16 protein-coding genes are annotated in these 26,967 nt (G+C 37.2%); all 16 read right to left on the reverse strand.

The window, feature by feature from the left end; genetic code table 11:
* Positions 1-147: 147 nt before the first annotated feature.
* Positions 148-1,812, reverse strand: a complete 1,665-nt coding sequence (locus RCJ93_RS08540; protein WP_446738823.1) for a glycerol-3-phosphate dehydrogenase/oxidase — start codon at positions 1,810-1,812, stop codon at positions 148-150.
* A 147-nt stretch (positions 1,813-1,959) separates the two neighbouring features.
* Positions 1,960-3,450 carry a glycerol kinase GlpK gene (glpK, locus tag RCJ93_RS08545; RefSeq protein ID WP_150283596.1) on the reverse strand — a complete coding sequence of 497 codons (1,491 nt, stop codon included), beginning with the start codon at positions 3,448-3,450 and terminating at the stop codon, positions 1,960-1,962.
* A gap of 240 nt (positions 3,451-3,690) precedes the next feature.
* The gene (locus RCJ93_RS08550) at positions 3,691-4,521 is read right to left on the reverse strand and encodes an MIP/aquaporin family protein (protein WP_066784315.1); all 831 of its coding nucleotides are present in this window, start codon (positions 4,519-4,521) and stop codon (positions 3,691-3,693) included.
* Positions 4,522-4,708: 187 nt separating this feature from the next.
* Entirely contained in the window at positions 4,709-5,254 is a 546-nt protein-coding gene (locus tag RCJ93_RS08555; protein ID WP_269465572.1) for a glycerol-3-phosphate responsive antiterminator, read from the reverse strand.
* A 336-nt stretch (positions 5,255-5,590) separates the two neighbouring features.
* Positions 5,591-6,373: a YibE/F family protein gene (locus RCJ93_RS08560; RefSeq protein WP_251645301.1), complete on the reverse strand. Its 783-nt coding sequence runs from the start codon at positions 6,371-6,373 to the stop codon at positions 5,591-5,593.
* Positions 6,370-7,488, reverse strand: a complete 1,119-nt coding sequence (locus RCJ93_RS08565; RefSeq protein WP_446738824.1) for a YibE/F family protein — start codon at positions 7,486-7,488, stop codon at positions 6,370-6,372. The genes RCJ93_RS08560 and RCJ93_RS08565 overlap by 4 nt, the downstream gene beginning before the upstream one ends.
* Before the next feature lie 118 nt (positions 7,489-7,606).
* The gene (locus RCJ93_RS08570; protein ID WP_446738825.1) at positions 7,607-8,524 is read right to left on the reverse strand and encodes a nucleoside hydrolase; all 918 of its coding nucleotides are present in this window, start codon (positions 8,522-8,524) and stop codon (positions 7,607-7,609) included.
* 335 nt (positions 8,525-8,859) lie between these two features.
* Positions 8,860-10,110 (reverse strand): right-handed parallel beta-helix repeat-containing protein, encoded by a 1,251-nt coding sequence (locus RCJ93_RS08575; protein WP_446738826.1) that lies wholly within the window; start codon positions 10,108-10,110, stop codon positions 8,860-8,862.
* A 183-nt stretch (positions 10,111-10,293) separates the two neighbouring features.
* Complete coding sequence (locus RCJ93_RS08580) at positions 10,294-10,974, reverse strand: DUF4956 domain-containing protein (protein ID WP_150283591.1); 681 nt, start codon at positions 10,972-10,974, stop codon at positions 10,294-10,296.
* A gap of 18 nt (positions 10,975-10,992) precedes the next feature.
* Complete coding sequence (locus RCJ93_RS08585; RefSeq protein WP_446738827.1) at positions 10,993-11,700, reverse strand: polyphosphate polymerase domain-containing protein; 708 nt, start codon at positions 11,698-11,700, stop codon at positions 10,993-10,995.
* Between the two features lies 1 nt (position 11,701).
* A complete protein-coding gene (gene pelG, locus RCJ93_RS08590) occupies positions 11,702-14,791 on the reverse strand; it encodes an exopolysaccharide Pel transporter PelG (RefSeq protein ID WP_446738828.1) in 3,090 nt (1,029 codons plus the stop codon).
* A 2-nt stretch (positions 14,792-14,793) separates the two neighbouring features.
* Positions 14,794-16,209 carry a GT4 family glycosyltransferase PelF gene (gene pelF / locus RCJ93_RS08595; protein ID WP_446738829.1) on the reverse strand — a complete coding sequence of 472 codons (1,416 nt, stop codon included), beginning with the start codon at positions 16,207-16,209 and terminating at the stop codon, positions 14,794-14,796.
* Between the two features lies 1 nt (position 16,210).
* Positions 16,211-18,043 carry a DUF2194 domain-containing protein gene (locus RCJ93_RS08600; RefSeq protein ID WP_446738830.1) on the reverse strand — a complete coding sequence of 611 codons (1,833 nt, stop codon included), beginning with the start codon at positions 18,041-18,043 and terminating at the stop codon, positions 16,211-16,213.
* Positions 18,027-18,932 (reverse strand): hypothetical protein, encoded by a 906-nt coding sequence (locus tag RCJ93_RS08605; RefSeq protein ID WP_446738831.1) that lies wholly within the window; start codon positions 18,930-18,932, stop codon positions 18,027-18,029. Before RCJ93_RS08605 ends, RCJ93_RS08600 begins: the two co-directional genes overlap by 17 nt.
* A gap of 2 nt (positions 18,933-18,934) precedes the next feature.
* Complete coding sequence (locus RCJ93_RS08610) at positions 18,935-21,118, reverse strand: NAD-dependent epimerase/dehydratase family protein (RefSeq protein ID WP_446738832.1); 2,184 nt, start codon at positions 21,116-21,118, stop codon at positions 18,935-18,937.
* A gap of 423 nt (positions 21,119-21,541) precedes the next feature.
* Positions 21,542-26,887, reverse strand: a complete 5,346-nt coding sequence (locus tag RCJ93_RS08615; RefSeq protein WP_446738833.1) for a SpaA isopeptide-forming pilin-related protein — start codon at positions 26,885-26,887, stop codon at positions 21,542-21,544.
* Between the last annotated feature and the right edge of the window lie 80 nt (positions 26,888-26,967).

Here is a 26,967-nt window from a genome sequence, read left to right on the forward strand (position 1 = left end):
TGACTAAGATAGGTCAATTTGTTAGTATTTACACCATTTACAAATTGTAAATAGAAAAGGTGTGATAGATTTTTGACAGTATTCCATCCAACAAAAAAGTCTCCATCTTCTAAAAAGATGGAGACTTTTATAGTTTCAATGTGATTATTATTTTTGTAAATCTGCTGGAATCACTGCAAAATTCAATTCGCGTTCTAGCTCTTCCTCAAGACGTACTTTCTCTTCTTCAGACCAACCAAAGACTGTTTGCATATAATGAATAACTCTTTCTTTTGTTTGTCTCACAGTGTCTATTGAGAATAGAAGGAAACCTGTTCGTCTTAAGAAAAAGTCGAGCGGCGTTACAGCCATTTCGTGCTCGATTGCATATACAAGCATAGAGAATAGGCCAAGAGGCAAGCCAAATTCTTTTGCTTCCTCTTTTTTCGTACGGGCAATTTCAAATAAAATTTCCGCATTAGAACCATATTTACGTACTATATCGTTTGATTCTTTTTCAGTTAATCCTGCATCAATACCATTTTTTAGCTGATTGGCCATAAAGGTTTGGAAACCTTTTGAACCGCCAACATGTCCGCCTGATAATGGAAGATGTTTTGTTTTTGTGCCTGGAAATTGACGATTTTCTTCTGCAGCAAATTTCTTAGCCACAAGATCGACTACATTTTCAGCCATTTTACGATAGCCTGTCAATTTCCCGCCTGCAATGGTGATTAGGCCAGATTGAGATTCCCAAATTTCATCTTTCCGGGATATCTCAGACGCATTTTTTCCTTCTTGATAAATTAGTGGACGAACGCCAGCCCAGCTAGATTCGACATCATCATCTTTGATGCCAACAGTCGGGAACATATAGTTTATCGCTTTGATGATATAGTTTCTATCCTCTGTTGTCATGCGTGGTGTTGCCTTTTCTTTATTATAGAAAGTATCTGTTGTGCCCACATACGTTTTTCCCTCACGCGGAATCGCGAACACCATACGTCCGTCTGGCGTGTCGAAATATACAGCTTGTTTCAATGGGAATTTTGATTGGTCGAACACAAGGTGAACACCTTTCGATAATTGCAGGACTTTGCCTTTTTTTGAATGGTCTTTTTCACGAATATCATCTACCCATGGTCCTGCTGCATTGACAATCTTTTTGGCTGTGACGTTAAATGTTTCATCCGTTAAAAGGTCACGCACGGTCACACCGATAATTTTTCCATGTTCATACAAGAGCTCTTCTACACGAGCATAATTCAATGCCAATGCACCGAATTTCACAGCTTCTTTCATCGTTTCCATTGTTAAACGTGCATCGTCTGTCCGGTATTCTACATAGTAGCCACCGCCAATGAGGTCTTCTTTTTTTACAAGTGGTGCACGTTCGATCGTTTCATCTTTTGATAGCATTTTTCTACGTTCAGATCTTTTTACGCCTGCTAAAAAGTCATAGACTTTCAAACCTAGAGAGGTACTATACCTGCCGAATGTCCCCCCTTTATGGAATGGCAACAACATCCATTCAGGTGTTGTCACATGTGGGCCATTTTCATAAACAATCGCTCTTTCTTTCCCTACTTCTGCAACTACACCGACTTGCAGTTGTTTTAAATAGCGCAAACCGCCATGTACTAACTTAGTTGAACGGCTAGATGTGCCTGCCGCAAAATCTTGCATTTCCACTAGCGCAATTTTCATGCCACGTGTTGATGCATCTAACGCAATCCCGGCACCTGTAATTCCACCACCGATTACGAGGACATCATGTTGTACATCAGTCATTGCTTTCTTGATTTCTTGCCGATTTTTATTTGAAAATTCCACAGTAAACCCTCCTGAGAATAAAATAAAAAGAGGCCAAAGAAAACATTTATAAATAAATGTTTCTTTGGCCTCTCCAAATCTCCAACCTGTTATTAACTTGGTTCTATTATATCATTTTCTACATGTGCTGTCATTAAAAAGTGGTTACTATTTAAAAGCCATTGTTGCATGAATTGCTTTTTTCCAGCCATTGTATAGGTCATTTCTTCTTTCTTCTTCCATGGTAGGCTCGAATGCCCGGTCAATCGCCCATTGTTGTGCGATCTCATCCTCATTGTCCCAGAAACCAACAGCAAGACCTGCTAAATATGCAGCGCCTAAAGCTGTTGTCTCATTAATGCGTGGACGTTCTACAGGCACATTCAAAATATCACTTTGGAATTCCATTAAGAAATTATTTTTCACTGCTCCGCCGTCTACACGCAATGTTTTAAGCTCGATGCCTGAATCTGATTCCATAGATGAAAGAACATCTTTCGTTTGGTAAGCAAGTGATTCAAGTGTAGCGCGCACAAAATGCTCTTTGGATGTTCCGCGAGTTAGGCCGAACACTGCACCTCGCACATCGCTATCCCAATATGGAGTACCAAGACCCACAAAAGCAGGTACCACATAAACGCCATCAGTAGATTCTACACTTGTAGCATATTCTTCACTGTCAGCGGCATCTCTGAACATCCGCAGTCCATCACGTAACCATTGTATTGCAGAACCTGCAACAAAGATACTTCCCTCTAATGCATATTCCACTTTACCATTCAGACCCCATGCGATGGTTGTTAAAAGACCGTGTTTAGAAGGTACAGGTTTTTCACCTGTATTCATGAGCATAAAGCAGCCTGTTCCATATGTGTTTTTCGCCATGCCTGGTTCAAAGCATGCCTGACCGAATAGCGCTGCCTGTTGGTCGCCTGCAGCACCAGCAATAGGAATCTCTTGCCCAAAGAAGTGGTAATCTACCGTATTCGCATATACTTCAGATGATGGACGCACTTCAGGAAGCATTTGTTTTGGCACATCCAGAATAGAAAGAAGCTCTTCATCCCACTCTAAGTCATAGATGTTGAACATAAGTGTGCGAGATGCATTCGTGTAATCTGTTACATGCGCTTTGCCGCCAGATAGTTTCCAAATCAACCAAGTATCAATGGTTCCGAATAAGAGTTTTCCAGCTTCTGCTTTTTCACGTGCGCCTTCCACATTATCAAGAATCCATTTTACTTTCGTGCCAGAGAAATAAGCATCAATCAGAAGACCCGTTTTCTCACGGAATAGGTCATTATGTCCTGCAGCTTTTAATTCCTCGCAAATGCCGCTAGTTTGGCGTGATTGCCAAACAATCGCATTGTAAATCGGTTTGCCTGTCTCTTTATCCCAGACAACGGTTGTTTCGCGTTGATTGGTAATGCCGATACCCGCGATTTGCTCTGGTTTAACGTTTGCTTCGGATAAACAAGATGCAATCACCGCTAAGATAGAGCCCCAAATTTGACTTGCATCATGCTCAACCCAGCCTGGTTGCGGGAAGTATTGTGTAAATTCCTTTTGAGCTGTATGAACGATTTCTCCTTTATGATTAAAAAGAATAGCTCGAGAGCTAGTAGTTCCTTGATCTAAGGATAAAATGTACTTTTCCATGATATGTCCCCCTCAATGCTTATTTTAATAGGTAAAATAATTCCGTAAAACTTTCAGCGATTTGCTGCCAATAACCGTTCTCCTTCAGACGGCACATTCCCTAGGATATCTTCTCATCACTTCGTTCTTGCGTACCCCCGGAGTCGCCGTCTTCTGCTCCACGATATTGATAAAGAACGTTTGTCTATTGAAATTGTATGATGTAATTGACTTAAGTAACTCTAATAACATTATATATTTTTATTCATTTATTTTAGCTGTTTTGGGATCGTGTGCTATTTTCCCTTTCTCGCCAAAGATATAGCACAGAACTAGCAACACGATAACCACGATAAGTACAATCCAGAATAAACCAGTTAGCTCTCCTTTAAATGCTGCTTTAAAGAAAAGTGCACCGAGTGAACCACCTAGTATTGGCCCAACAACCGGAATCCAAGCATATCCCCAGTTAGATCCTCCTTTACCAGCAATCGGTAAGATGGCATGAGCAATACGAGGACCGAGATCACGGGCAGGATTGATCGCATAACCTGTAGTTCCGCCAAGCGACATCCCAATTACGACAATCAAGGAACCTACAGCTAATGGATTTAGCCCTTCTGAGAATTTGTTCGCCCCAATAAAGTCTAAGCCTAACACCAGAATAAATGTACCAATCATTTCGCTTAAAAGATTTGAAAATGTATGTGGTATTGCTGGTCCAGTAGCAAATACACCTAATTTAGCGGCAGGATCATCTGTTGCTTTCCAATGTGGTAGATAATGAAGATAGATTAACACTGATCCTAAAATAGCTCCAATCATTTGACCCAGAATATACTTTGGTACATCTGCCCAAGGAAAATCACCGTTCATCGCTAAGCCAATGGTGACAGCTGGATTTAAATGCGCGCCGCTTATACTGCCGACTGCAAATACACCCATTGTCACCGCAAGCCCCCAGGCCAACGAAATGACAACCCATCCTCCATTTTTTGCGAAAGATTTGTTTAGATTAGCACCGGCGCAAACCCCTGCGCCAAATACAACCAAAATCATAGTACCTAACATTTCACCCCAAAATGGTGTCATACTAACCGCTCCCCTTTATTTGAATGAATTTGTGTAAAAGAAAAAGGGAGACCATAGACATAGATAGCTTCTCAAAAAGAGCTACTACTGCCTGTGATCTCCCAATCTCCTTCACGATTATTAACTTACAATACATATTAATCGTAAAAGAAAGCGCTGTCAACAAGTATTTTTACATTTCAAACTTCTAGGAAAAGCGTTTCCATATTTCTTTCTCTGATGTGGTAATCGCAGAAGCCCCTGCATTAAGCGCTTTTTCTGCGTCTTCCACCGTACGGATTAGCCCACCTGCAAAGATTGGAATGTTCAACCTGTTTTTTACCTCACGTATCATATGAGGCATGGCTCCAGGCATTACTTCTATAAAATCGGGTTCTATCTTCTCGATGAGTTTATAGCTTTTCTCCAGCGCATGGCTGTCAATTAAAAAAATTCTCTGCACGGCGATTACGCCATTTTTTTTGGCTGTGGTAATCACGGTTGATTTGGTAGAAATCAGTCCATATGGTTTATATTCCTGGCACACATACGTTGTCCCAAAATCATCATTTTTTAGTCCATGAACTAAATCCATATGGTAAAACATTTTTTTATTATGTTCTTTAGCCATTTTATGAATATTCTTCAGCTGTGAGATGTGAACCTCCAGAAATACCCCTATCTCAAAGGGCGAAGCTAAAAATTTCTCAAAATCCTTCATCGTCGACATGGCCGGCAATATTTTTTGCTGCAAATAGAATCACCTCCACTACTGCACCAATGTGTTTCTTGATTATATAACTTTTCCCCTTCTTTCTAAAGATTTTTGTACGGCGGCAGGTGAGAGTGATGATTCGGTTTATTATATGGAAAACAGTAGGTGTTTAGGACTTTAATTCGTCACAGACAAAAATAAATTTTTCAGTTAATTGGCAGTGAATTCTTCCGCAAAAATAACTGAAGCCAATTAACCATTTTGTACATTACTACCCTTCAAAGCATAGCACTGAAACGCGAAACCTAGTCATCCACCAACAATAAAGAAAAAGCCTTCATCTCCATGAGAAATGATAGGCTTATTACAGTTTTTCTATTCGAATTGTTTTGTTTCTTCGCCTTGTACATATTTTGTGATATACCACGCATTAAGACCTGCCGCTATCGGAATAATGAGCGCAATGCCAATACCTCCACAGAAAATCGTCAGCATTTCCGCTCCGAAGACTTTCGAATTAATGATTTCCCCAAAGGAATATGATAGATCACGGAACCATAATAGCAGTGCCATGTAGCCACCAATGAAAGCGAAGAAAAGTGTATTCGTATCAGAGCCCAATATATCTCTGCCAATGACCATCCCTGAGCTGAAAAGCTCCTGGCGGCTTATTTTCGGATGATGATGAAATACTTCCCTTATCGGCGAAGAAATGGCGATTGCCACATCGGTAATGGCGCCAAGCGTACTGATAATGATTAAGGATACAGCTACTTTCACAAAATCTATTCCTATATGCAGTGAAAATATACTGATACCCTCCTCTTCTTCTTCGCTGAAACCTTGAATCATCGCTTTTTTGGCGAATAGATAAATTAGCAAAAGAAGAATACTTATTGTGATAAGTGTCGATACGAAGGCAATCACTGTTTTGCTGTTAATGCCATTAATATAAAAGAGATTGATTGCACTAACGCCAATACATGCAATCAAGGTCAAAACCACCGGATTATTATGCGAATTTAACATTAAGATAACAGTAAATAGAATGACGATAAAATTCAAAAATAACGCGATGAAGGATTTTGCCCCTTTTGCCCCTCCAACAAGAATCATTAAAATAAGTAAAATTGCTGCCAATACTACAATCGTATTCATATATTAGCCCTCTTTCTCTTTATGAAAAAAATTGAAATATATAAGCCAATCGGAATCGCCAGCACAATACCTATGCCGCCCGCCAAAGCCCGTGTTAATTCTAAAGAAAGATTGACGGACAACGTATATCCTAGCGGAAGTGCATTTTTTAAATAGAGAATCAACATAGGAATAGAACCGCTAATATAAGCAAAAAACAAAATGCTCGTCATGGTACCCATGATATCTCTGCCAATTTCGAGCCCAGACTTTTTCAATGCCTGAATCGTTATGTCGTGGTTCTTCTCCCACAACTCGAAAATAGAAGAAGTGATGGTAATCGCAACATCCATGACGGCGCCAAGCGCTCCAATAAATAGTCCTGCAATGAAAACGTTCTTATAGGGTCGTGTCAAAAACTGCATCTCTTCATAGCGAAGGCCGTTTTCTGAAGTCATCCGCATGACAAGGAGTGTAATGCCAATAGAAGCAAATGTCCCTAACAACGTTGTCAAAATGGCTGCATATGTTTTTTGGTTCGGCCCATTAATAACCAGCAGCGAGAGAACTGTAAAGAGAATTACCAATAAACCCGAAAGAAGTAATAGATTTTGTCCAGTTCGTACATATATTTCAAGAGCTCCTGCCAGCAAAGCAATATTGACAGCTAAGCTAAAGACAGCGAATAGCCCCTGTTTTTTCCCAATCCCATATAAAACAATGAGAAACGCCCAAAAACCTGCCATCATATATTTATCGCGTTTTACATCTTGGATAGTGCCTTTCAAGGTCTTCCCTTTTGACTTATCGATAGTGATAAATAACTCATCACCCGTTTTATAGGCTTGATCGTAGGCCTTCGATTTCGTGTATGAATTCGTTAACTCGATTTTCTTTCCTTTTTGATTGCCATTTTTTAATTCACCAATCAGCTTCTGCGTATACAGGCGATCTTTATTTCCATTCATATCTATCTCAGCTTCTGAATGTGTGACTTCCATATGGACCACTTTAGCAATCGGCCGGTCATATACACCATAGTTATTCGTTACAAAAACCATGGAAACTAAACATAAAAAAAGCAACAGGCAAAAGATAAAAACCTGTTTCTTCTTCAAGTTGTTCTTCCACTTCACTAGAAATCCACCTCCTAGGCATAGGACGACATCTGCTCTCACACGTTGCACGGCTCAAATGTCGAGAAGACAGGACAGAAAAAGAGGACACCTGTGTAGGGTCCCCTTCTTCAAATCGTTATACAGTATGATTAACAAAATGCTCTACAAATCTATCTGCATCTACTTCTGTACATACGCGAATTTTTGGTCCTCCATTTGACTGCTCGAAGGTTCTGCCGACTTCTTCCCCTTCCGTTACGACACCGACTTCGATGGACTCCATTTTAACAAAGCTTGGGTCAATCACAACGCCTACAGCCAGTGGGTCATGAAGCGCGCAGCCGCCAATGCCAGGATATGTCGATTCATAAAAATCAATATAAAATTCTGTAATGTCTGCCAAAAATGCAGCGCTCTCTTTTCCTGTTTCACGCCATTCTTGCAATTTGGAAATTGGCAATAATGTCTGCATGGTTACATCTAGCCCAACAAGAACCACTTCAATGCCAGAAGCAAAAACAAATTCTGCTGCTTCCGGATCCGCATGAATATTCGCTTCTGCAAATGGAGTCGTATTTCCTGGTACTCTTACTGCACCACCCATGATGACCACTTCTTTCACGAGCGAAACAATCTCTGGATCTTTTTGGATAGCAAGCGCAATGTTCGTCAGCGGTCCAACAGCAATAATCGTAATCTCATGTGGGTGTTTTTTCACCTGTTCAATGATGAAATCAGGTGCATATTGGCTTTCCGCCTGTAAATTCAAAATATCATCAGATCTTTTATTACCTAATCCATCCTCACCATGGACATGCCTTGCCCAATGCGTTTTCTCACCACGAGCGAAAGTCTCTGCCGCCCCTTGATAAACCGGTATCTGTTTCCCTAACTTTTCTAGCACAGTTAGTGTATTGCGGGTTGCATCCTCTACTGGCACATTACCAAAACAAGTCGTAAAGGCAAGCACCTCCAGTTCGCTTGCTTTGACTGCATATGCCATCGCCATTGCATCATCTATACCTGTATCTACATCAAAAATTATCTTGTTCAACAATATTCTCTCCTTCTTTTAAACAATTGAATCCTTTCAAAGAAAACTATGTATCGCAAAACTTACCAGCGTTGCTATATAAGAAATCCATGGTTCTAAAAAGGAACTATATCATATTGAGTAAGTATTTAGCTACATTATTATACTACTTTTTCGAATCGTTGGTCTTTATTCGATTTTTGTCCCGCTATATCTACTAATAGATGGAAAGGCTGCTTTACAAATACAATTTCCACAAAGTGAAAAGCCAAACAATTAGAAAGTAACTTCCGCTTTGTTTGGCTTTTTCACGCTAAGATGTATTGTTCCTAATTACATTAAAAATTTAAAGCATTCTAGAAAGATAGAGATAAATATTCATAGGTAGGAAAAATGGAGAATTCAAAATAGGTTTTGTTATTTTTAAAAGTGTTTTCTGGATTTTTTTTCGGGACGGGATAAATAGAAGTCGATTTCTTCTTTATATAAAATTTATTGTCTATAATCTGATTCTTTTTGGCATATTTTTGAAAAGTAATCTCACCATAGCCTTGATCCTTAATATCATTTAAAGAGAATGCATTATTTGTAATGATATTTTTGCTTGCTCCACCATTTGAGGTATATGCCCCGCCTAATAGAAGACCTGCCCCGTTATTATTGAAGATATTATTATTCTTCACCGTTACTGAACTTGTTGTTTTCCCTTTTCTTTCGCTTGCAAGCTCTATGCCAAAATCATTTTTATATACGATATTATTTAATATCTTAACCGCTTTTCCTCCGTCTACATAAATACCGCCTGCAGCATAGTGCCCGGCGTAGGATGGGTTCTTTTTAGAACTGTTCAGATAGACACGATTGTTTTTAATCGTTCCATTTCTTGCTTGGTCTATGCACCCAGTACATGTCCCATAAAACCCAGCTATATCAATCCCAATATTATTATTATCATGTACAACATTATCTGAAATAGTAAACTTTTCTACATTTCCGTTCAGGGTTAATGCTTCACTATTACCCAGAATTAAATGGTGGATATTGTTGTCCTTGATTGTGATATCTGAAATAGGGTCTGAGGCATTTCCGTAAATCAATATCCCATGCGCATTTCCTTTTTTCGAATGATTTTCAATATGATGAATATCATTTTGAACGAGACGTATGTGATTGCTCTGATTCATAACTAGGATACCGTTCGGATAATATTCAGGACTGTTTGTGATTAAATTCTTCATTTCAAATCCGTCAATTACAATGTAATTTGCATTTATCGTAAAGAAAGCTGAATTCCCTTTCTTTATCACCTGCTCATTCATATCCATTACTGGCGTTTCTCCTGGATATGCCTTGAACGTAATATATCCATCTTCCGCTGAGCCGGAATTTTTAATAGAGACCAATTCAGGGTAAATACCTCCCCTAACATACACAAGATCTCCAGGTGCAGTATTGTCTGCGGCTTTTTGTATTGTTTTCCAAGGCTCATGGATGGTTCCGCTATTCTCATCATTCCCATTATTATCTACATAAAAAATACGAGAAGTGGTTGTTTCTGCACTGGCATCCATACACCAGATAAAGAGACTTAGGCAAGCAATGATCAAACAAGAAAGACCTCTACTTATTGTGTTGCCACGCCATAAAAATCGGATATTATTAACTATATCGGTTTCCTCCTTTCTACAAATATTCCTACCGCTATAATACCATTAATGGTTACTAAAAAAGCCCACACCCGTAAAAAACACAGCCTCCATATAAGGCTGTGTTTATATATAATTTATGCATTATTGTGCGTAGTCGCCTGTGTAGTTGACTAAGGAGCAAGACTGCACACCATTCATTTGGTCAATTTCTCTCAGAAAAGCTGTGTTGTCATCAACTAAATTAATCTCCACTGTTACCTCTGTAAATCCGTTACGAATGCTTTTGGATTTTAGCTTTGTATTTAGTTTTCGCAATAATACACGTAGCTCGTCAGTTGCTTCATCTGTATGACGTACGATCAGCAAGTACGCTTCATGTTTTGCTTTCTTCTTAGACAACCACGCAATAACCAGACCAAATGCAAGAGAACCAATAATAGATAATGGATACATTTTAGCCCCGGTCGCAATACCAGCTGCAATCGCCCAAAACATATATGCTATATCTAATGGATCTTTAACTGCTGTTCTAAAACGGACAATACTCAAAGCCCCTACCATCCCCAGTGACAGGATAATATTCGAGCTGATGGTCATAATGATTAAAGTGGTAATCATTGTCATTAGTACGAATGAAACATTATAGTTATAGCTATAGACAACACCACGGAAATATTTTTTATAAATCCAGTAGATAAACATCCCGATGCCAAAAGAACAAACTAACCCCAGTACTATATCAATATAGGATACTGTTTCAAAAGATTCGAGATGAAGGATGCTTTTCTTAAAAAAATCTTGAAAACCCATTGTATCATTCATATAATTTCCCTCAAGTTTCTATTTAAAGTTTTGAAATGTTGCTTCTCTGCATAGCACATATTTAGAAATAGCAGAACGCAGCATTCTCTCAGGTTGCAATAACTGACGAATGCTATCAGGTAAAAAATGGTCAAATTTCACTTCCATGATGACTTGTTCCGGCAATAATACTTCCTGAGAAATCATATGTTCATCGAACAAATCAATGGTATTGACTGCAGCATTTAATTTTTTATCGAATGTAATCCTTACGTTACCAGGCTCATACACATATGGTTCTCGGGTATAACTCACAATAACGACCGGCTGGAAATTTCGATACATTAAAGCGGCATAGAAGTCCTTGAGCAATACATCTTCTTTATCTGCCAAGACCTCCGGATGCCCATTTAAAATGGCCTCGTACTCTCGCTTAGAAAGAGGAGCATTTTCCTTACAAATAAAATCTCCATTCTTACTTTTTCTCTCTAGCGTAATCTTTTGATCGCTCCCATTATAAATACGAATGCGATATTTCTCTCGATTGAGAACGCCGTTATTTTTGTCATACAGTGAATGCTGATGTATACCATCAAAGTATAAACTTGAGATGAGATACCCCTCTTCATCAAATGAATGGGAATCAAGCGGTAAGAAACTAGCAATCTTCTTTTGTAATACAACATACTCCAAAGCGTTGAGATAATATTTGAATTCGTGTCTAAAAACCTTTTGTGCAATATCCATATTAATCTACCTCAAAATCTCTTATTCCGTAATAATTTGTTCCTTCTTCATCTGTATACAAATCAAAAGAAGTTTGCTCATGGTTCTTGCTATCCCTAACTGATACCTTCCAGAAATAATGACCTTTAGCCAAATCGTCTAATTCAACTCTATTAGTGCGTATATCTTTCTTAGTAGCAACTATATTTTTCATAGAAGGATCTTTAGCAACCGTAAATGTATAAAATACATCATCGCCCTGTAAATCAAAGGAAACATCCCATGTGAAGATCAACTTTTTACCGTTTTGTTCTACATCATCTGTATAAAAAGGCTTCGGTTTTTGTATATCCGCATAATATCTTTTCTTAGCTCTATCCGGTGTATTTCTTATTAAGTCTAAGTCATTCTCATAAAGCTTATTTTCAATAGGCAAATAATTTTTATCTGGACTGCTAAAGACGAATGGTTTTACTAGATCTTTATATTGATTCATTTGAGCAGTCACTGTACGTTTATTGATTAGGTTTGATAACTCTTCAATTTTATCAGTTAATCTTTGAACATTTTTTTCTGAACGAAAATAACGATTTAACAATACATTTCCCCAATAGTTACTGATCCCTGCTTGGTAAGGTCGGATACTATTAACACTTCTCTGTAATTCCCAACCGCCATCATAGTCCCACGGCAAGATAAACCATTTATTAGAATTCAATGGTGAATAAAGAAAGAAGTTATTAGCATCTGTATCCATATTGTCCATAAGGATATTCATTGCGGTCCAAGTAAGCAAATTATCCACATCAAAGTGTTTTTCAATAACATCCTCTATTGGCATATTATCGTTATTCACATCATCCAACATAGAAATCAACTTTTCGGGGTCATCTTTTCCTTTAACCTCTAAAATGGATTCAAATTTTTGCTTGTTATATTTTGGATCTGTTTTCAATCTAATTTCATCAGGATAACGATTAAATTCAAAGAAAGTTACTTTATATAAATAACCATTCGGATCTAGTAAATGTGTACGAAGAAACCTTTTATTCGGCTGCTCAATTTGTGTATAGAGACCATAATCCTCATATTTCTTTTTGTTTCCATCAGTCAAATCCTTTACATACAAATGGACAAACTGCGTACGAAGGCTTGTCATATGAGGAATTTTTTCCATCAAGTCAAAACTCAATTTATTTCGTAAACGACTTGGATCATCAATATGTTTATTTAAATTAATTGTGCGTTGCTGCTGCCAAAGACCTGCACTATCAAACAATTTGATTTTATATGATTTCTGCGCAGCCTCTCGTGAAGAGTTCCCCCGAAGGCTTATTTTGGCATTAGGTTCATCCTCATTTACACTAAATTCCCCTTTATCACCACCAGTGCCTTCGGCAAAAATAATATCCAATTTGTCTTTGTTCTGGCGATTGGTATTTCGATTGAGTTTATACCAATCTAACCCTTTAGATTTGTCTGGCAACACGGTAATATACATTTTTTTAATGGAGTGATCGTGATCTTTTTCATACAAACGCTTATCATCTTCTAACTTATCGTTATTTTTCGCAGATTCGACCTCTATCTCATTCTTCACTTGTTGTTTCTTATTATCGGCCTGACCCTCTGTTGAACAGGCTGTTAGCAACATTGCTGCACTAATAGAAAGAACGAAAAGAGAAAGAGACTTTAAGGGACGCGATAAAGCCTGCTTCTTCTTGCTCATCGTAATAGCTGGCTGAGAACAGAAGGTATAGTAATCTAAGTTTTTAATAATATAAAGCAACCGATAAATGGCAATGAATAAAACAAAGAATGACGCAAAAAACATGCCTGCACCATCAAAATTTATCTTCATAGTGCCAAACGTCAAAAGAACGTTCACTAGTATAAATGAGCCACTAATAAATAAAACTCCCTTTCGATCATCAAAATACATGAGCAAATGCAAGATAACAAACAGAATGATAAAGAAGACATATCCCAAACACAATATAAGGAACAAATCCAGTTGTTCCATGGTAAATCCAATCTTAGGCAAATACAGAATACCTAAAGCGATAGATAAAACCGTAAATAGCATTTGGACTTCTACAAGGAAGGTCAGCTGTTGCATCAATACCTCCCGTAGTTTCTTCTTTGCTTTGCTCATACTCTCATATGTGCCGCCGTTCACGACGTTTTGGTAATAATTTAAAAACCTTTCATAAAATTTGGTTTCTACCATCACGACAAATAAGACGAGAGACGACAATACAGAAATATACGCATAAAACACTGGCACATCATAAAATGGCATTAAGACAAACCGACCGGCCACTATAAAATGACGATCAGAGAATATCCAATAAACAAAATTATGAATATAAACGCCAGAATACACGAACAGACCACTAAAGAAAATAGATGGATATTTCCGGATATACGTTAAAAAGGCAAAGTAATCTTTTGAAGGATCTCTTGGAAAAACACGTTCAAAGTGAAACATAATCATTCCCACTATTACTGCGAATCCTACATCAATACCAGCTAAAGCACTAATTGTGGGTGGTAGTGTTGTCAATTTGAACAATAAGAGGCTAATTAATATTGAAATAACAACGCCGATCACGAACCCTCGTACTATTCTCTTATAGTCTTTTAGGGCAGATAAAAAAACATTTTGTAGCCAAATAATCACTAATTCTATAAAGAACAAATAAGCAACTAGTTTATAGCCTATCGATTCTTCCACACCATAAAGAAAGAGTAGAGCAATTACTCCAGCTAGCGGCACGACAACAATGAGAGTTCCATAATAAGCTGAAATAATTTTGCTGAATGACTTCTGGTACACCATGTCGGCAACATATCTAGTAGCGCTCATTGAAAATCCAGATGTGATGATGATGGAGAACACAAAACTATAAACCATCGTTGCAATAAACAACTCGTTCTCTAAGTATCTGCTGCCGTTCGCCTTCATCATCATTTGTTGGGCAAACATCAAAATTAAGCACAAAATCATTGGACCAATCGTAGTGACAGAAGAATATACATAAGCTCTTACATTTTGAACAAGCCCCTGTTCTCTATATAGTTTTCGAAGTTCAAAACCAATTCCCGCCATGTCTATTCCTCTCCTATCGATTGATATAATTGTCGATAGTTTGATATCAAAGCAGATCTGGTATAAAAATGTTTCACTCGTTCCAATCCATTCTTTCCAAATTCTCTGCGTAATTCAGGTTTATTGCACAGTTCAATCATGTAATGCGCGATTTCTTCATAATGCATAACCGGTGCAATAAATCCTGCCTGACCACAATCATCATCTAATCCGCCAAACAGCATTTCTTTGCATCCACCAACATTTGTGCATACAAAGGGTTTCTCACAGGCTAACCCTTCAAGAATAGCCAATGGTTGGCCTTCACTGATACTAGTTAATAGGAAAAAGTCTATTTGCCCTAAAAAGTCTTTGATATTGACTAAACCTGTAAAAACAATATTTTTTATTTCGAGAGCTTCTACCAATTGAAGGCACTCCTCGTAGTACTCAGAGTCCTCATCAGTCGGGCCCATGATATATAGCTCAACATTTGGAACCTTCTTTTCTACTAATGCAAAGCTTTGGATCATTGTTTTAATATCTTTAATAGGCACGACCCTGACGATTGCTCCAATTTGAATATGTTGAGTATCGGATTTTACTTCTAGCTGTTGATAATCCTTCCACTCAACACCATTCGGAATAAGCTGAATTTTTTCATCAGGGCAGCCTAATTCTATTTCGATTTCTCTGTTACGGTTGAAGAGTGTCACGACTTGGTCTGCAGCATGATAAATAGAGCTTGATAAAGTGTAAAAGTAGTTAATCCAAATATCTTTGAAATATCCTTTAACCCAATCTGCTTTAATAATTTCTTCTTCTCTTTCACGCGAATAGATCCCGTGCTCTGTCAGGACCAATGGCTTCTGGTATAGATGCTTGGCTAATGTCCCTATTACACCTGCATATCCTGTGGAGACAGCATGATAGATATCCGCTTTAGGGACCTCATGCTGGATGATGGATATGAGAGGTAGCAACATAGAGCTGATCGTCCAATATAGTTCAGTGAAAGGTGCTTGCGTGTATTCATTCTTCCCCATAAATTCGACCAGTTCATAATAATCCTTGCTTGATAAAAATTCGCCTACATTAGAAAACTTCTTGCTTCGTATCAAATCAAATAACTCGTTCCAGGGCACTTTTACATCATTATTGATTAACGAAATGAGGGACTCTTTCTGTACAGTCGAAAGGTTATACCTTTTCCCCCATTTCTTTTTCTCATATAAATATTCATCTAAAAATATCTCTTTTAATTCCACTACATTTGGCGGCAACTGGTATTTATACTGTCCCTTTTGTTTCGTTTCTGCTCCTATAGCATAAATGATAAATTCATGCTCCTTCATTGTTGTCATAAGACTGTGAATCCAGCTAGAAACACCGCCCGCCACATATGGATAAGATCCTTCAGCTATCAAGCATATGCGCATATCAGGATTCCCCCAAATCAATTTTGAAATCTGCCTTTTTTGCTTCTATTAAGTACGTATGTGTATCAATCTTTGTAGCTTCACAATGCTCTAATCTATTCAGCTTCTTATCTGTTCGTAGGATATAAAACTGGTTCGGCGCATAGTTGCTAATATGACCTTCCAAACGATTTTTCGTATGCTTCCATTCCACTTGCATTTGCAGTGTATTGGCTACTTCATAAGCTGCATCTGTTGATGTATTAGCTCGCAGCCACGGATACGTTCCTTTAATTCTTGCCATGTATTGATCAAACTCATCATACATCTCTTTCCAGCCAAGATTATTGCTGCGATCTTCACTAATCACGTCATCGGGATGGGCAAAATGAGAAAAGTACCCTAACTCTGTAACAGTATTAGCGATGGACCACCGATCAAATCCGCTCTCAAAATAGCCTGATGTAATTCGAGGCATTTCAATAATGCCATCTTTTGCAATCTCAAACTCTTGGACATAGCCGAGCCCCGTCATATCCTCTCTATATACAGAACTTATGACAGTCAAATCTGGCCAAGCTGCCTTTAAAGCACGTCTTCCTTCTTCAGACAGTACATTGGATGGCGGAATATAGCTAGTAATCTTGTAATTTGGGAATGCCCTGCTTACATACGCGCTGAGTTCACGAATGGAATCCGACATATCCTCTTCATCCTTCCACACCTTGTAGCCATATGCTGAAGATACTTTTGAGTCTAAAACAAGCGATTGATGATTAAATCCATGAAAGCCTAATTCTCCGCCGCTTTTTAATAATTCTCTACCAAAGGCAATTAAGTAATGGCTATCTTTATCTTCTACACTATCAAAAGGAGGTGTTACTACATCTGTGTACGATTCAATAATCCCACCAGTGTATTTAAAACCATACTTCTTCGCTGTTTTCAGCATATTCGGCCACCAAATTTCATTATAGAAAGATGGGATGTCACGCTGATATTCCTTTGATATAGCAGCATTCCTGCCTTTTGGAATAGGTGCGGGAAAATCATCAATATAAAACAGCTTTTCATTAAACACAGGATAAATAAAATCAGGAAGTAATAGACTTAAGGCACCTGTAAATAGACCACGACTAATCTTTTCTTGCATGATAGTCCCATTGAAAATCATAAATGCCCCTTCGCCATATTTACTTTTCCAGAGGAGCGGCGTTTTATCTGCACTTTCAGCAAGCAATTCTGTTTGATCATCAAGGTCCAGACTGATCGAATCGTTTGTTATAAAATCATCGTCGACTTTATATCCTTTTTCTCCAATTAGTACATTCGACAATAGGTGAATACCTTGTGGTGATACATAATCTCCAAAACTCGAGATACCTAATTTCCGATATAAAATTTGATATTCTGCATCCTGATTAAGTACTGACATCAAGAGGACAAAGCCACCATTCTGTACATATTTTTCAATAGTCTCTACAGAACCAAGATCTTTTAAATGCTCGGTAGCTAGAATTGTGGTATTACAATCCTTTAACTTCACTCGGTGTTCCTTCGTATCAAAAATTGTGGTTCGCTTTTTCATATTTTCAAGCGCTTTTTCAGCATTCGCTTTTAGCTTCCTGTTATAATCGCTTGAAGAATTATATGCTATACAATAATTATCTCCGGTTAGCTGAGGTGTCTTCCGCTGGTTCTTCATCGTTGCCAAATATTGATTTCTTTGTGGATGATCTGCTTTTTGAGCTTTCAAAACGGTTTGTGAACGAGAAAACAAGAGTAAAAGACCACAGGCAAATAAAAGAAATAGAATAATATATACTTTTCTTAATTCCTTACTTTTGAAGTTCATGCTTACTTCCTCCCGACCAGTATCTCACGACGGTAAGAGCACGATTGGAAAATTGGATTGTTGAATTCATCAATTCATCTAAAATCTCCTGCATCTTCATTTTAGATTTTGTTCTGTAATAGTACTCCATCAGAAACAGGTAGGGCTCCTCATTCAAAGGGTAGGCTTCCAAGTATTGAAGCCCTGTCTTCTCAGCCTCTTGGTATTCGTGCAATTCCATTTCTACTCTCATCTTCTCTTCATAAATCTCTGATTCACCTTGCCCATTTTCAATCAATATCCCTACAGCCTGGATGTAAATATACTTATACTTCTTTAACGTGTGATCATCTAAAAATCCGCTTGCCATGTATTCTTTCACAACCTGCGCATATGATCTAGCAACCGTTGTGTTCTGCTGATTCTTTTCAAATTCTACAGAAAAACGCTGAAGTGAAAGAGATAGTTTTCGTTTTACTTCCATGACAGCAGCTACAGCAAAGTGAGAAGTTTCCGAGTCCTCATTTAGCACAGCTATTTTGATGACATCAATATATTGCATGGTGTCCTTCTTTAAAACATCGAGCATCAATTTCCTTCTCGTCGTAAAATCATTGATAACCAATGCTTCTTTAATCGGAATCACATTCAATTCTTTTTCACGCTTTACACTTTCTTCTTTTGTTAATAACTCAATTTCTATATCATTCGTTTGCTCATTCATATAATCCTCTAAAGATTTACCCTCATTTGGAATAAACTTTTTTGGCCAAATGCTAGGTAACAACCAGCCAATTAACGGTAAAAAGGATACAAGCGTCAACCCTAAAAGCCATTCCTTCACATTTCTTTTAGCCAACGCAAGGATAATAGCAGAGACTATTACATAAATAAGATAGAGGTACAGCATTTTTACATTTCCCCTTCTAACAAGCGCATAGAAATATTATTTGCCTCAAAACGGGATAAAATTAACTCCACATCATTCTGATTTGTATTCGAAAGAATGACACCCATCCGATTCTGGTCTAACATGCCAATATAATCAGTTTCTCGTAATAAATTTGATAATTTATTTGCATAAGTACCTATCTCTTGCTGAACAACAAAAGCCTCAAGCACTGCATACGGCATACCGTACTTATCTTTTTGTTCCTTCTTGCTTTCTAATATACTTTTAAATACTTCTAGATATAAGACATTCGTTTCAGGAATAAATCGGTTGGCCTCTGTCGCCTCTATATAACGCAATGCTCTATCTAATGCCGAACCAGCGAGCTCTGTTGTAATTTTAAATAAATTTTCATGGTAGAGTGACATATGTTTAAATTCCATCCAGTCGATTGTAATCACAGCAGAAATCTTATTGTTGCGATAGATGGGTGCTGCCATAATAGGCGTATCCAGCCACAACTCTTTATTTACAAAGATAGTGCCTGTTTGCAATACATGTTGTATATATTCGTATTCGTTTGCTTTAATCGAATTCTTTTGAGCCGATTGAGAGAAGTTTGTATTCGCTACTAATCTTAAAAATGCTTGGTTACGATTAAAGACATAAATTGAAACATTATCAGCGTCCATTACCTGCTTTACAACTTGAACAGCTTTTGAAAATACCTTCTCCGGCTCTAATTCATCTAGCTCTTTAATAATAGAATAAATTTCACCAAAACTATCCTCGCTATTTAATAGACGTAATTGCAGCTCATCCTTGACCTCTCGAGTTTCTGTATGGATGCCTTCTAAAAACTCATAGCGTTGTTCCAGCTCAGTCATTTTTTGTCGCTGCTCTTGTAAACGATTTGTTTTACGTTGCACAGAGTAGCCAACTACTAATCCGATAAATAAGAATAAAGCAACCTGGAAGAAAAATGATGTATCGTACAATAAAGATATAAACTCTCTTCCCTCAAACAGTTTCTCTATGGTTAATAGTCCAATTGATAAGCCGACAGACAAGATAGATTGTTTAATACCATACATAGCACCAAAAATCATAATATAAAAAACACCAATTTCTGTTGTATTAAAAATAGATATATCATTTATCAGCACAAACCATGCGATAATAAGGAAAACTACTATATTTTCTATATAAGCTTTAAAAGGCATTACTACATGCGCAAAATTCTTCGGCTTATCTGTTGCTTCTACAGTAGTAGCTGCTATTTCTTTTTGCGCCCGATCTCTTGTAGCCCATTGATAGGTTTTTTCCAACCCAGTCCTAATATCATAAAGTGGACTCCAATCGATTCCGTTCATGAGCTTTCTATTATTTAAAACAGAGTGGCGGATATCTCCTTCTTTTCCAGGCAGCATATTTACTTTTACTTTTCCATGTATATCCTGAAAGATTTGTGCTAAGTCATTAATGCTTGTTTCTGTGTTTGTGGATAGATTAAAGACTCCACTAATAGGAGCATTGGTCGACCTATATATAGCGTCCGCAATATCGCCGACATATATAAAATCTCTCGTTTGTTCGCCGTCTCCGAAAATCTTCAGTGCTTCGCTATTTAATGTGTTGTTTACAAACTTAGAAACGACCCCACCCTCGCCTTTACTATTCTGACGAGGACCATATACATTTGAAAAACGAAAACACACAGTTTCAAACCCATATATTTCGTTCCACTTTTCACAATACGTTTCACCAATCCATTTGCTGATTCCATATGGTGATATGGGTGCACATTCCTCTTCTTCTGATAAAGGCAATTCCCCGTTCACACCATATACAGCTGCAGATGAAGCAAATATAAACTTCTTCACATGATACTTTTGAGAAAGTGATAATATATTTACAAGCCCAACAACATTAGATTCTGTATCTAACAAAGGATTATTAAAGGATTTTACGACACTTATTTGAGCCGCTAGGTGAATGACAATATCAAATCGGACCGCTTTAAAAATTTCTTCACATTTTGGATCATCAACAGAAAGTACGTATCCTTTGTGTTTAAAGGTGATATTCTCTTTTTTGCCTGATGATAAATCATCAATAATAAATATTTCATGGTCTTCCTTATGAAAGCGGTCAGCTACATGCGAACCAATGAAACCATAGCCCCCTGTTATTAATACTTTCATACTGTTTCTCCTCGTATCTTCATAGTAAGCACGTTGGCTCCTTATAACGCCCCTGAAACCCTTATTATCACTAGGTTTATAGGGGTTATTAATTATATTCCTCTCAATAATTCTTAATGCCTAAAACACACTTTCTAATAAAAACTATTTTTTAGACATAAGTATAATGTTCTATTCTTACTTCTACTTCATTTGAAATAATTCCTCTATTGTATCTTTCGAATCAATTTCAACTTTCATAGTATAGCAAAAAATACAGGAAATTCTATATAAAATTGTTAAAAAAACAACTCCATTTCATACAATAATTTTCGGAAACCTTTATTAGGACACCTTGACAATCCTACCATTAAAGCACTGAACAAAAACTGAACAAAAAAGCACTTACCACCTTTTAATAGTGGCAAGTGCCTAAGTAGAAAACTAATTATTTTTACCAAATGATTTTCTAACTTTTCTAAAACTATAGAGAATCATCCAAAGGCCCAGTATACTTGAGGCAATTCCTCCAACTATCATGTTTAGAGAATACCCTTCACCTGTTTGTGGCAAGGCTTTTCCTCCAAATGTTTCAAGAGTTGTATTTGTATACTTATTAGGATTATTCGAATTTCCTGGAACATTTGGTTTATCAGATGATGTACTTGGCTGATCTGGCTTATTCGGATCCTCAGGTTTATGAGGATTTTCCGGTTTACCTGGTTGTTCTGGGTTGTCTGGATGTTCAGGTTTTCCTGGTTTTTCAGGCTTTGTTGGTTCTTCAGGCTCACCTGGTTTTTCGGGTTTACCTGGTTCTTCTGGTTTTGTTGGCTCTTCCGGTTTACTTGGATTTTCTGGTTCACCTGGTTGTTCTGGTGTTGTAGGCTTTTCTGGTTCGCCTGGTGACCCTCCTCCACTCCAAGGTATTCTGCTATTTGTTTTTTCAAGGTAAACTGTTTCTTTTTGTTGATCCACTATATCAAATTCAATTGGTGTTTGATTTAATTGATAGCCAGAAGGCGCCTTAATTTCAACCAATCGATATTTTCCAACCGGCAAATCTTGTAGGAAAATTTGACCGGTTTCATCTGATGTAAGTTTTTCAACATCAATTCCTTTTACTACTTCATAAATAGGATTGTTGTTTTGATCCACATTATCTGTTGCTTTTCTTAACTCAAAGATAGCACCTTTAAGTCTTAATGTTTTATCTTCATTATATTTTGTTAACAAAACTGAACGATTCGCTTTTTTATTTTCAATCATTTTAGAAACAATTGCATTGTCTGTTTGATTTTCTGAATCTAGAACGATTGTTTGTTCTTTTGAATCTAATAAATAGTCAGAAGGTGCTTTGGTTTCCACAATTGTATACGTGTCATACGGTAAATCTGTGAATGTTGCAATTCCCTTATCTGTTGTGGCAGTTTTTTTAACTGTTCCCTTTTCATTTGTTAGCACAAATTCCACATTATCTAAAAGAATAGAATGATCTGAAGCATCAACTTTCTCAATTTTTATTTGCCCTTTACCACGTTTGTTTGTAGCAAATACCTCTGTGAACTTTGTTTGATTTTTAGTAATGGTAAATGGATGTTCTTTTTTGTCTAACAAATAATATTTCGGGGCTTTTGTTTCGATCAGACGATAATTCCCTGGTTCAAGATGGCCAACTTGAATTTCACCATCTTGATTTGTTTTAAGGCCTTTAAGTTCTATTCCCTCTTTATCTTTTACTATCTCATCTTTATCATTATAAAGTAAATCAAACTCCGCTCCTGCTAAGAAATTACCGTTTTCTTCATCCTTTTTAATTAATTTAAACGCATTGAGGATTTTTTCATTTTTAATCGGTTCTGTCTCTACAATTGGTGAATCAATTTTCACTTTTATACCAGTAGCAATTTCGTTATTCATTAAATAACCTGCGGGTGCTTCTGTTTCCTTCAGTGTGTATTCACCATATTTAATAGGAGAGAATGTTGCAATACCTGATTCGTTTGTTACTGCTTTCGCAATTTCTACATTTCCGTCATAAAGCGCAAACTCCGCTCCTGCTAATGGTTTTGACGTATCAGTTGCATCAACTTTCTTTACAATCAACTCACCCTGTTTGTCATTCTTCATGGTTGCTTTTGTCGGTTCCGTTTGATCCTTTACCACTTTGAAGTCCATTGGCTTTTGATCTAACCAATAGCCAGATAGCGCTTTGGTTTCAACTAGTTGATAATCTCCTGGCTCCAACTCATCAACATTAATTTTTCCTTCTTCGGTGGTTGTTAATTTTTCGTAGCCAGTAACTACTTTGTACTCACCTGATTCGTCTTTTTGTCTAAGTTCAAATTCAACACCTGAAAGTGGAGTGCCTTCTGCATCTGTTTTAGTCAATTCAATTGCCTGACGAATTTTTTTATTTGTAACAGTTTCATATTGAACTCCGTCTTTTAAAGAAGCTATTTTCAACTCAATCTCTTTAGCCGGATTTTTTAGATATCCTGTAGGTGCTTCTATCTCTTTTAAATCATATTTCCCTTCACCTAGTTTTACAGGGAAAAGCAGCTCGCCATTATCATTCGTAGTGCCTTCTGTAAGCTTAATTTTGTCTTTGTTGTAAAGAGCAAATTTTGCTCCTGGCAAAACTTCATGCGTAGCCTCATCTACTTTTTTTAGCTGTAACGGTACTTTTTTTGTAGATCCCGATCCACTAAACCAATAATTAAATTTCTTTGTTTTTACTTCTTCTTTTCCTGTCGTAATACCATCATAACGAAGAGTTGCTCCATTCTCGACAATATCATTCGGTGCTCCTAAGAAAATGGTGCTGTATTCAATATAATAGGCTTTAGTTATAGGTTCATTAAATGTAAGTGTAAATGAGCCTTCGGCATTATCTACTCTTACAATATACCCATCTTCTAGTAAAGTTTTTGTTTCAGCTGGTTTGCTATTTTTTGATTCACCCGCTAAAGTAACTTCGTATACTTTGAAGGAATCTTCTAAAATTAATTGATTTGGATTTCCATCTGCATCTTTTCCTACTGCATCTGAAATAAATATATTAGATAATTTAGATTGTCCATAATTTAATTTCAAATTCCAATCAATTTGTGATGTAGCATTTTTCCCTTTCCCATCTTTTGAAAGTGTTTCATCTGTATAATTGACAGTAACCTCATCTATCCAACTGGCATTTTTATTTTCACCATCGAATAGCTCTGCTGTATTTTTCGCTCTATAATTACCCACGGTAACAGGGAAAATCCCATTTTCTATTTCAGATGTATATGTGATTTCATAGGCACCTGTAATCTTTCCTAGAGCAATTTCAATCTTATTACCCTTCAAATCAGGTTTACTTGTAATTGGTATTCCACTTTCATCTGGAGAAACTGTCCCATTCGGATTCACAATTACTGGTTTTATTTCAACCTGGCTTACAACATGACCTTCTGGTAACTGATCTTTAAATATAGCATTCTCAATTGTGTTACCATTGAAATTAATTCCAACAGTCCATTTGAAGGTCTTCTCTTTATAGTTATAAACGCCTTTCTTATAACCGTTTGCTTTTTGTTCTTCTCTAATGTTGGCAGTAGCTTCAGCATTTGATGTATAGTTTTTGCTATTGGTTTCCCAAGCGATGCCTGCTTTGTTTATATACTTCCTGTCATTAGCACCAATATCTTTTATTTCATAATCAGTCGTATAAGTTATTGTAAATGGCTTACTGATTGTTCCTTTAACTTTGAAGCTAAAACCTTTATTCCCCTGATCCTCAAATTCATACTCATCTTCATTTAAGCCTATTACTTTTAAAGAGCCTTCTTTAAACTTCATACCTACACCCTCATAGGTATCAGTGATAACAATGTTATTCATTTCATACGAATCTTTATTGACATCTATTTTCCAATCAATAGTTTTCGCATTGTAGTTTGTTCCTGTTGTGGATTTCACGATACTTGGATTGCTGTAATTAAATGATGCACTGCTGGTTTTATTATTATCTTTTCTTGTAATAATGTTGCTAACTTTTCCACCCTTAGTAAAATAATCTGTTTTCTCTGTCTTATATATAATTTGGTAAGGTGTTTTGTCAATATCTTGATTAAATGATAGGGTGTACCCTTTTCCATCGGAATTAACGTCTACATGATACAAGCTAGCATCGATGAGTTCATTATCTTCACTATAGACCTTGACGTCGCTCGCATTATTGATTTTATGATCCCCTGTTATAACATCCGTCAATATAGCTTTATCTTTCACAATGGTTTTTCGGTTATAGTTATACTTAATCGTCCACACAGCTTTGGTTCCATACCCATCTGACTTTACTGACTTCTCAATAGGAGGACCCCAGTTTACTGTTTGACTATTCGACGCTTCTTGTGTTGAACCACTATTTGTTATAGATGCTGTATTTTTATAGGTAGCTCTTCCTGAATCAGAATCTCCCTCATCTATCACACTGTCATATTGGATACGATACGCTTTTTTCCCCTTTGATAAATCAAAAGAAACTTCAGTTCTATCGTCGTTATAGATAGGTGTAACAGATACTTCAGATCCCTCTGCAACCTCTCCCTTTGCATTCACGATTAGCTCAATAACTGAAAGCTTTTTACCAAATTTATGTTTCCCAGGACTTCCTTGTAACAGTACATCTTTAAAAGATGCACTTGAGAGTTCGTCTAATTTTGTATTGATGTCAACTGTCCATTCAATTGAACTACTGCTTTTGCCATTATTTTCGGGCTTACCCGATTTAGTAATGGCATTTCCATCCTTTGGTTTAAAAAGCAATTTGATTGTTTCTTGACCAGGCAATACTAGGTCGTATTCTAGCTGAGTATTAGATTCACTATATTGGGCACCAATTGCAAAGCTTGCATTATGAATTTCAATACCTTGGTTTGCATCATCCCGAATAGATCCATTAAAGGTAATCACTACTTCGCCATTTTCAACCTTGAATGAACCAATGCTTCCGACCTCTCCATTACCTTTTATATTCGTGAATATTTCTGGTAATTTATATCTTAAGGTTGAACCTTCACCATATTTGTGGCCGGCTTCTATTAATAACTCAAAGTTTAAAGTAACAGCGTCCCCATTTCGAGCCTGGTAATCTGGGATATGGCTGATATCCTCTTTCCCACCTGTGACCTTGTCTACTAGTACAGTAATTTTCGAGATATGGGATGCAGGAACTGTCTTTTCAATTTCCACTGTAGGTGTAGTCTCATCTTCCGGAACATTCGCTCCTTCTTTTACAGCTTCTTGGCTTTTCTCATCTTTTGTCTCTTCTTTACTCACAGCTGTTCCGTCTTCTTCGCCTATATTGACTATCGGAGGTTTGCTTTCTTTAGTAACCTCTTTCACTTCATCAGTAGACTCTTCCGATGGTGGGTCATCTTCATGATTAGTTGTTGATTTCTGAATGTCCGCAAGCGGAATTGTTCCCTGGGCATCTTTCTCTTGGCCAGCTGTTACGATTACAGTAATGACACCTTCTGGTGATACTGAGTAACTCCCGACAGGTAAACTCCCTTGTTGTCCTGTATCGAATATATACTCACTCCGGAATGTATATGTCTCCTTATTCTCATTTCCAGAGCCAGCTGTTAGATTCCAATTTAGTACAGCTTTTCCTTCCTGATCTGCACTTATAGAAGCATTAAAACTCTGCTTTTGGTCGGTATTAGTAACCGCATGCACAGACAATGGGCCTATAAAGTTTTGCAAGATCAGCATACAAGCTAATACAATAAAGCTAATCCTCTTCATAATTACCTCCTATAATATTTTTTTGATTTTGGAACATAGTTGCTCTATAACTATTTTTCTTTCAAGGTGCAAAAGATAGC

The sequence above is a fragment of the Rummeliibacillus sp. BSL5 genome (assembly GCF_052928305.1).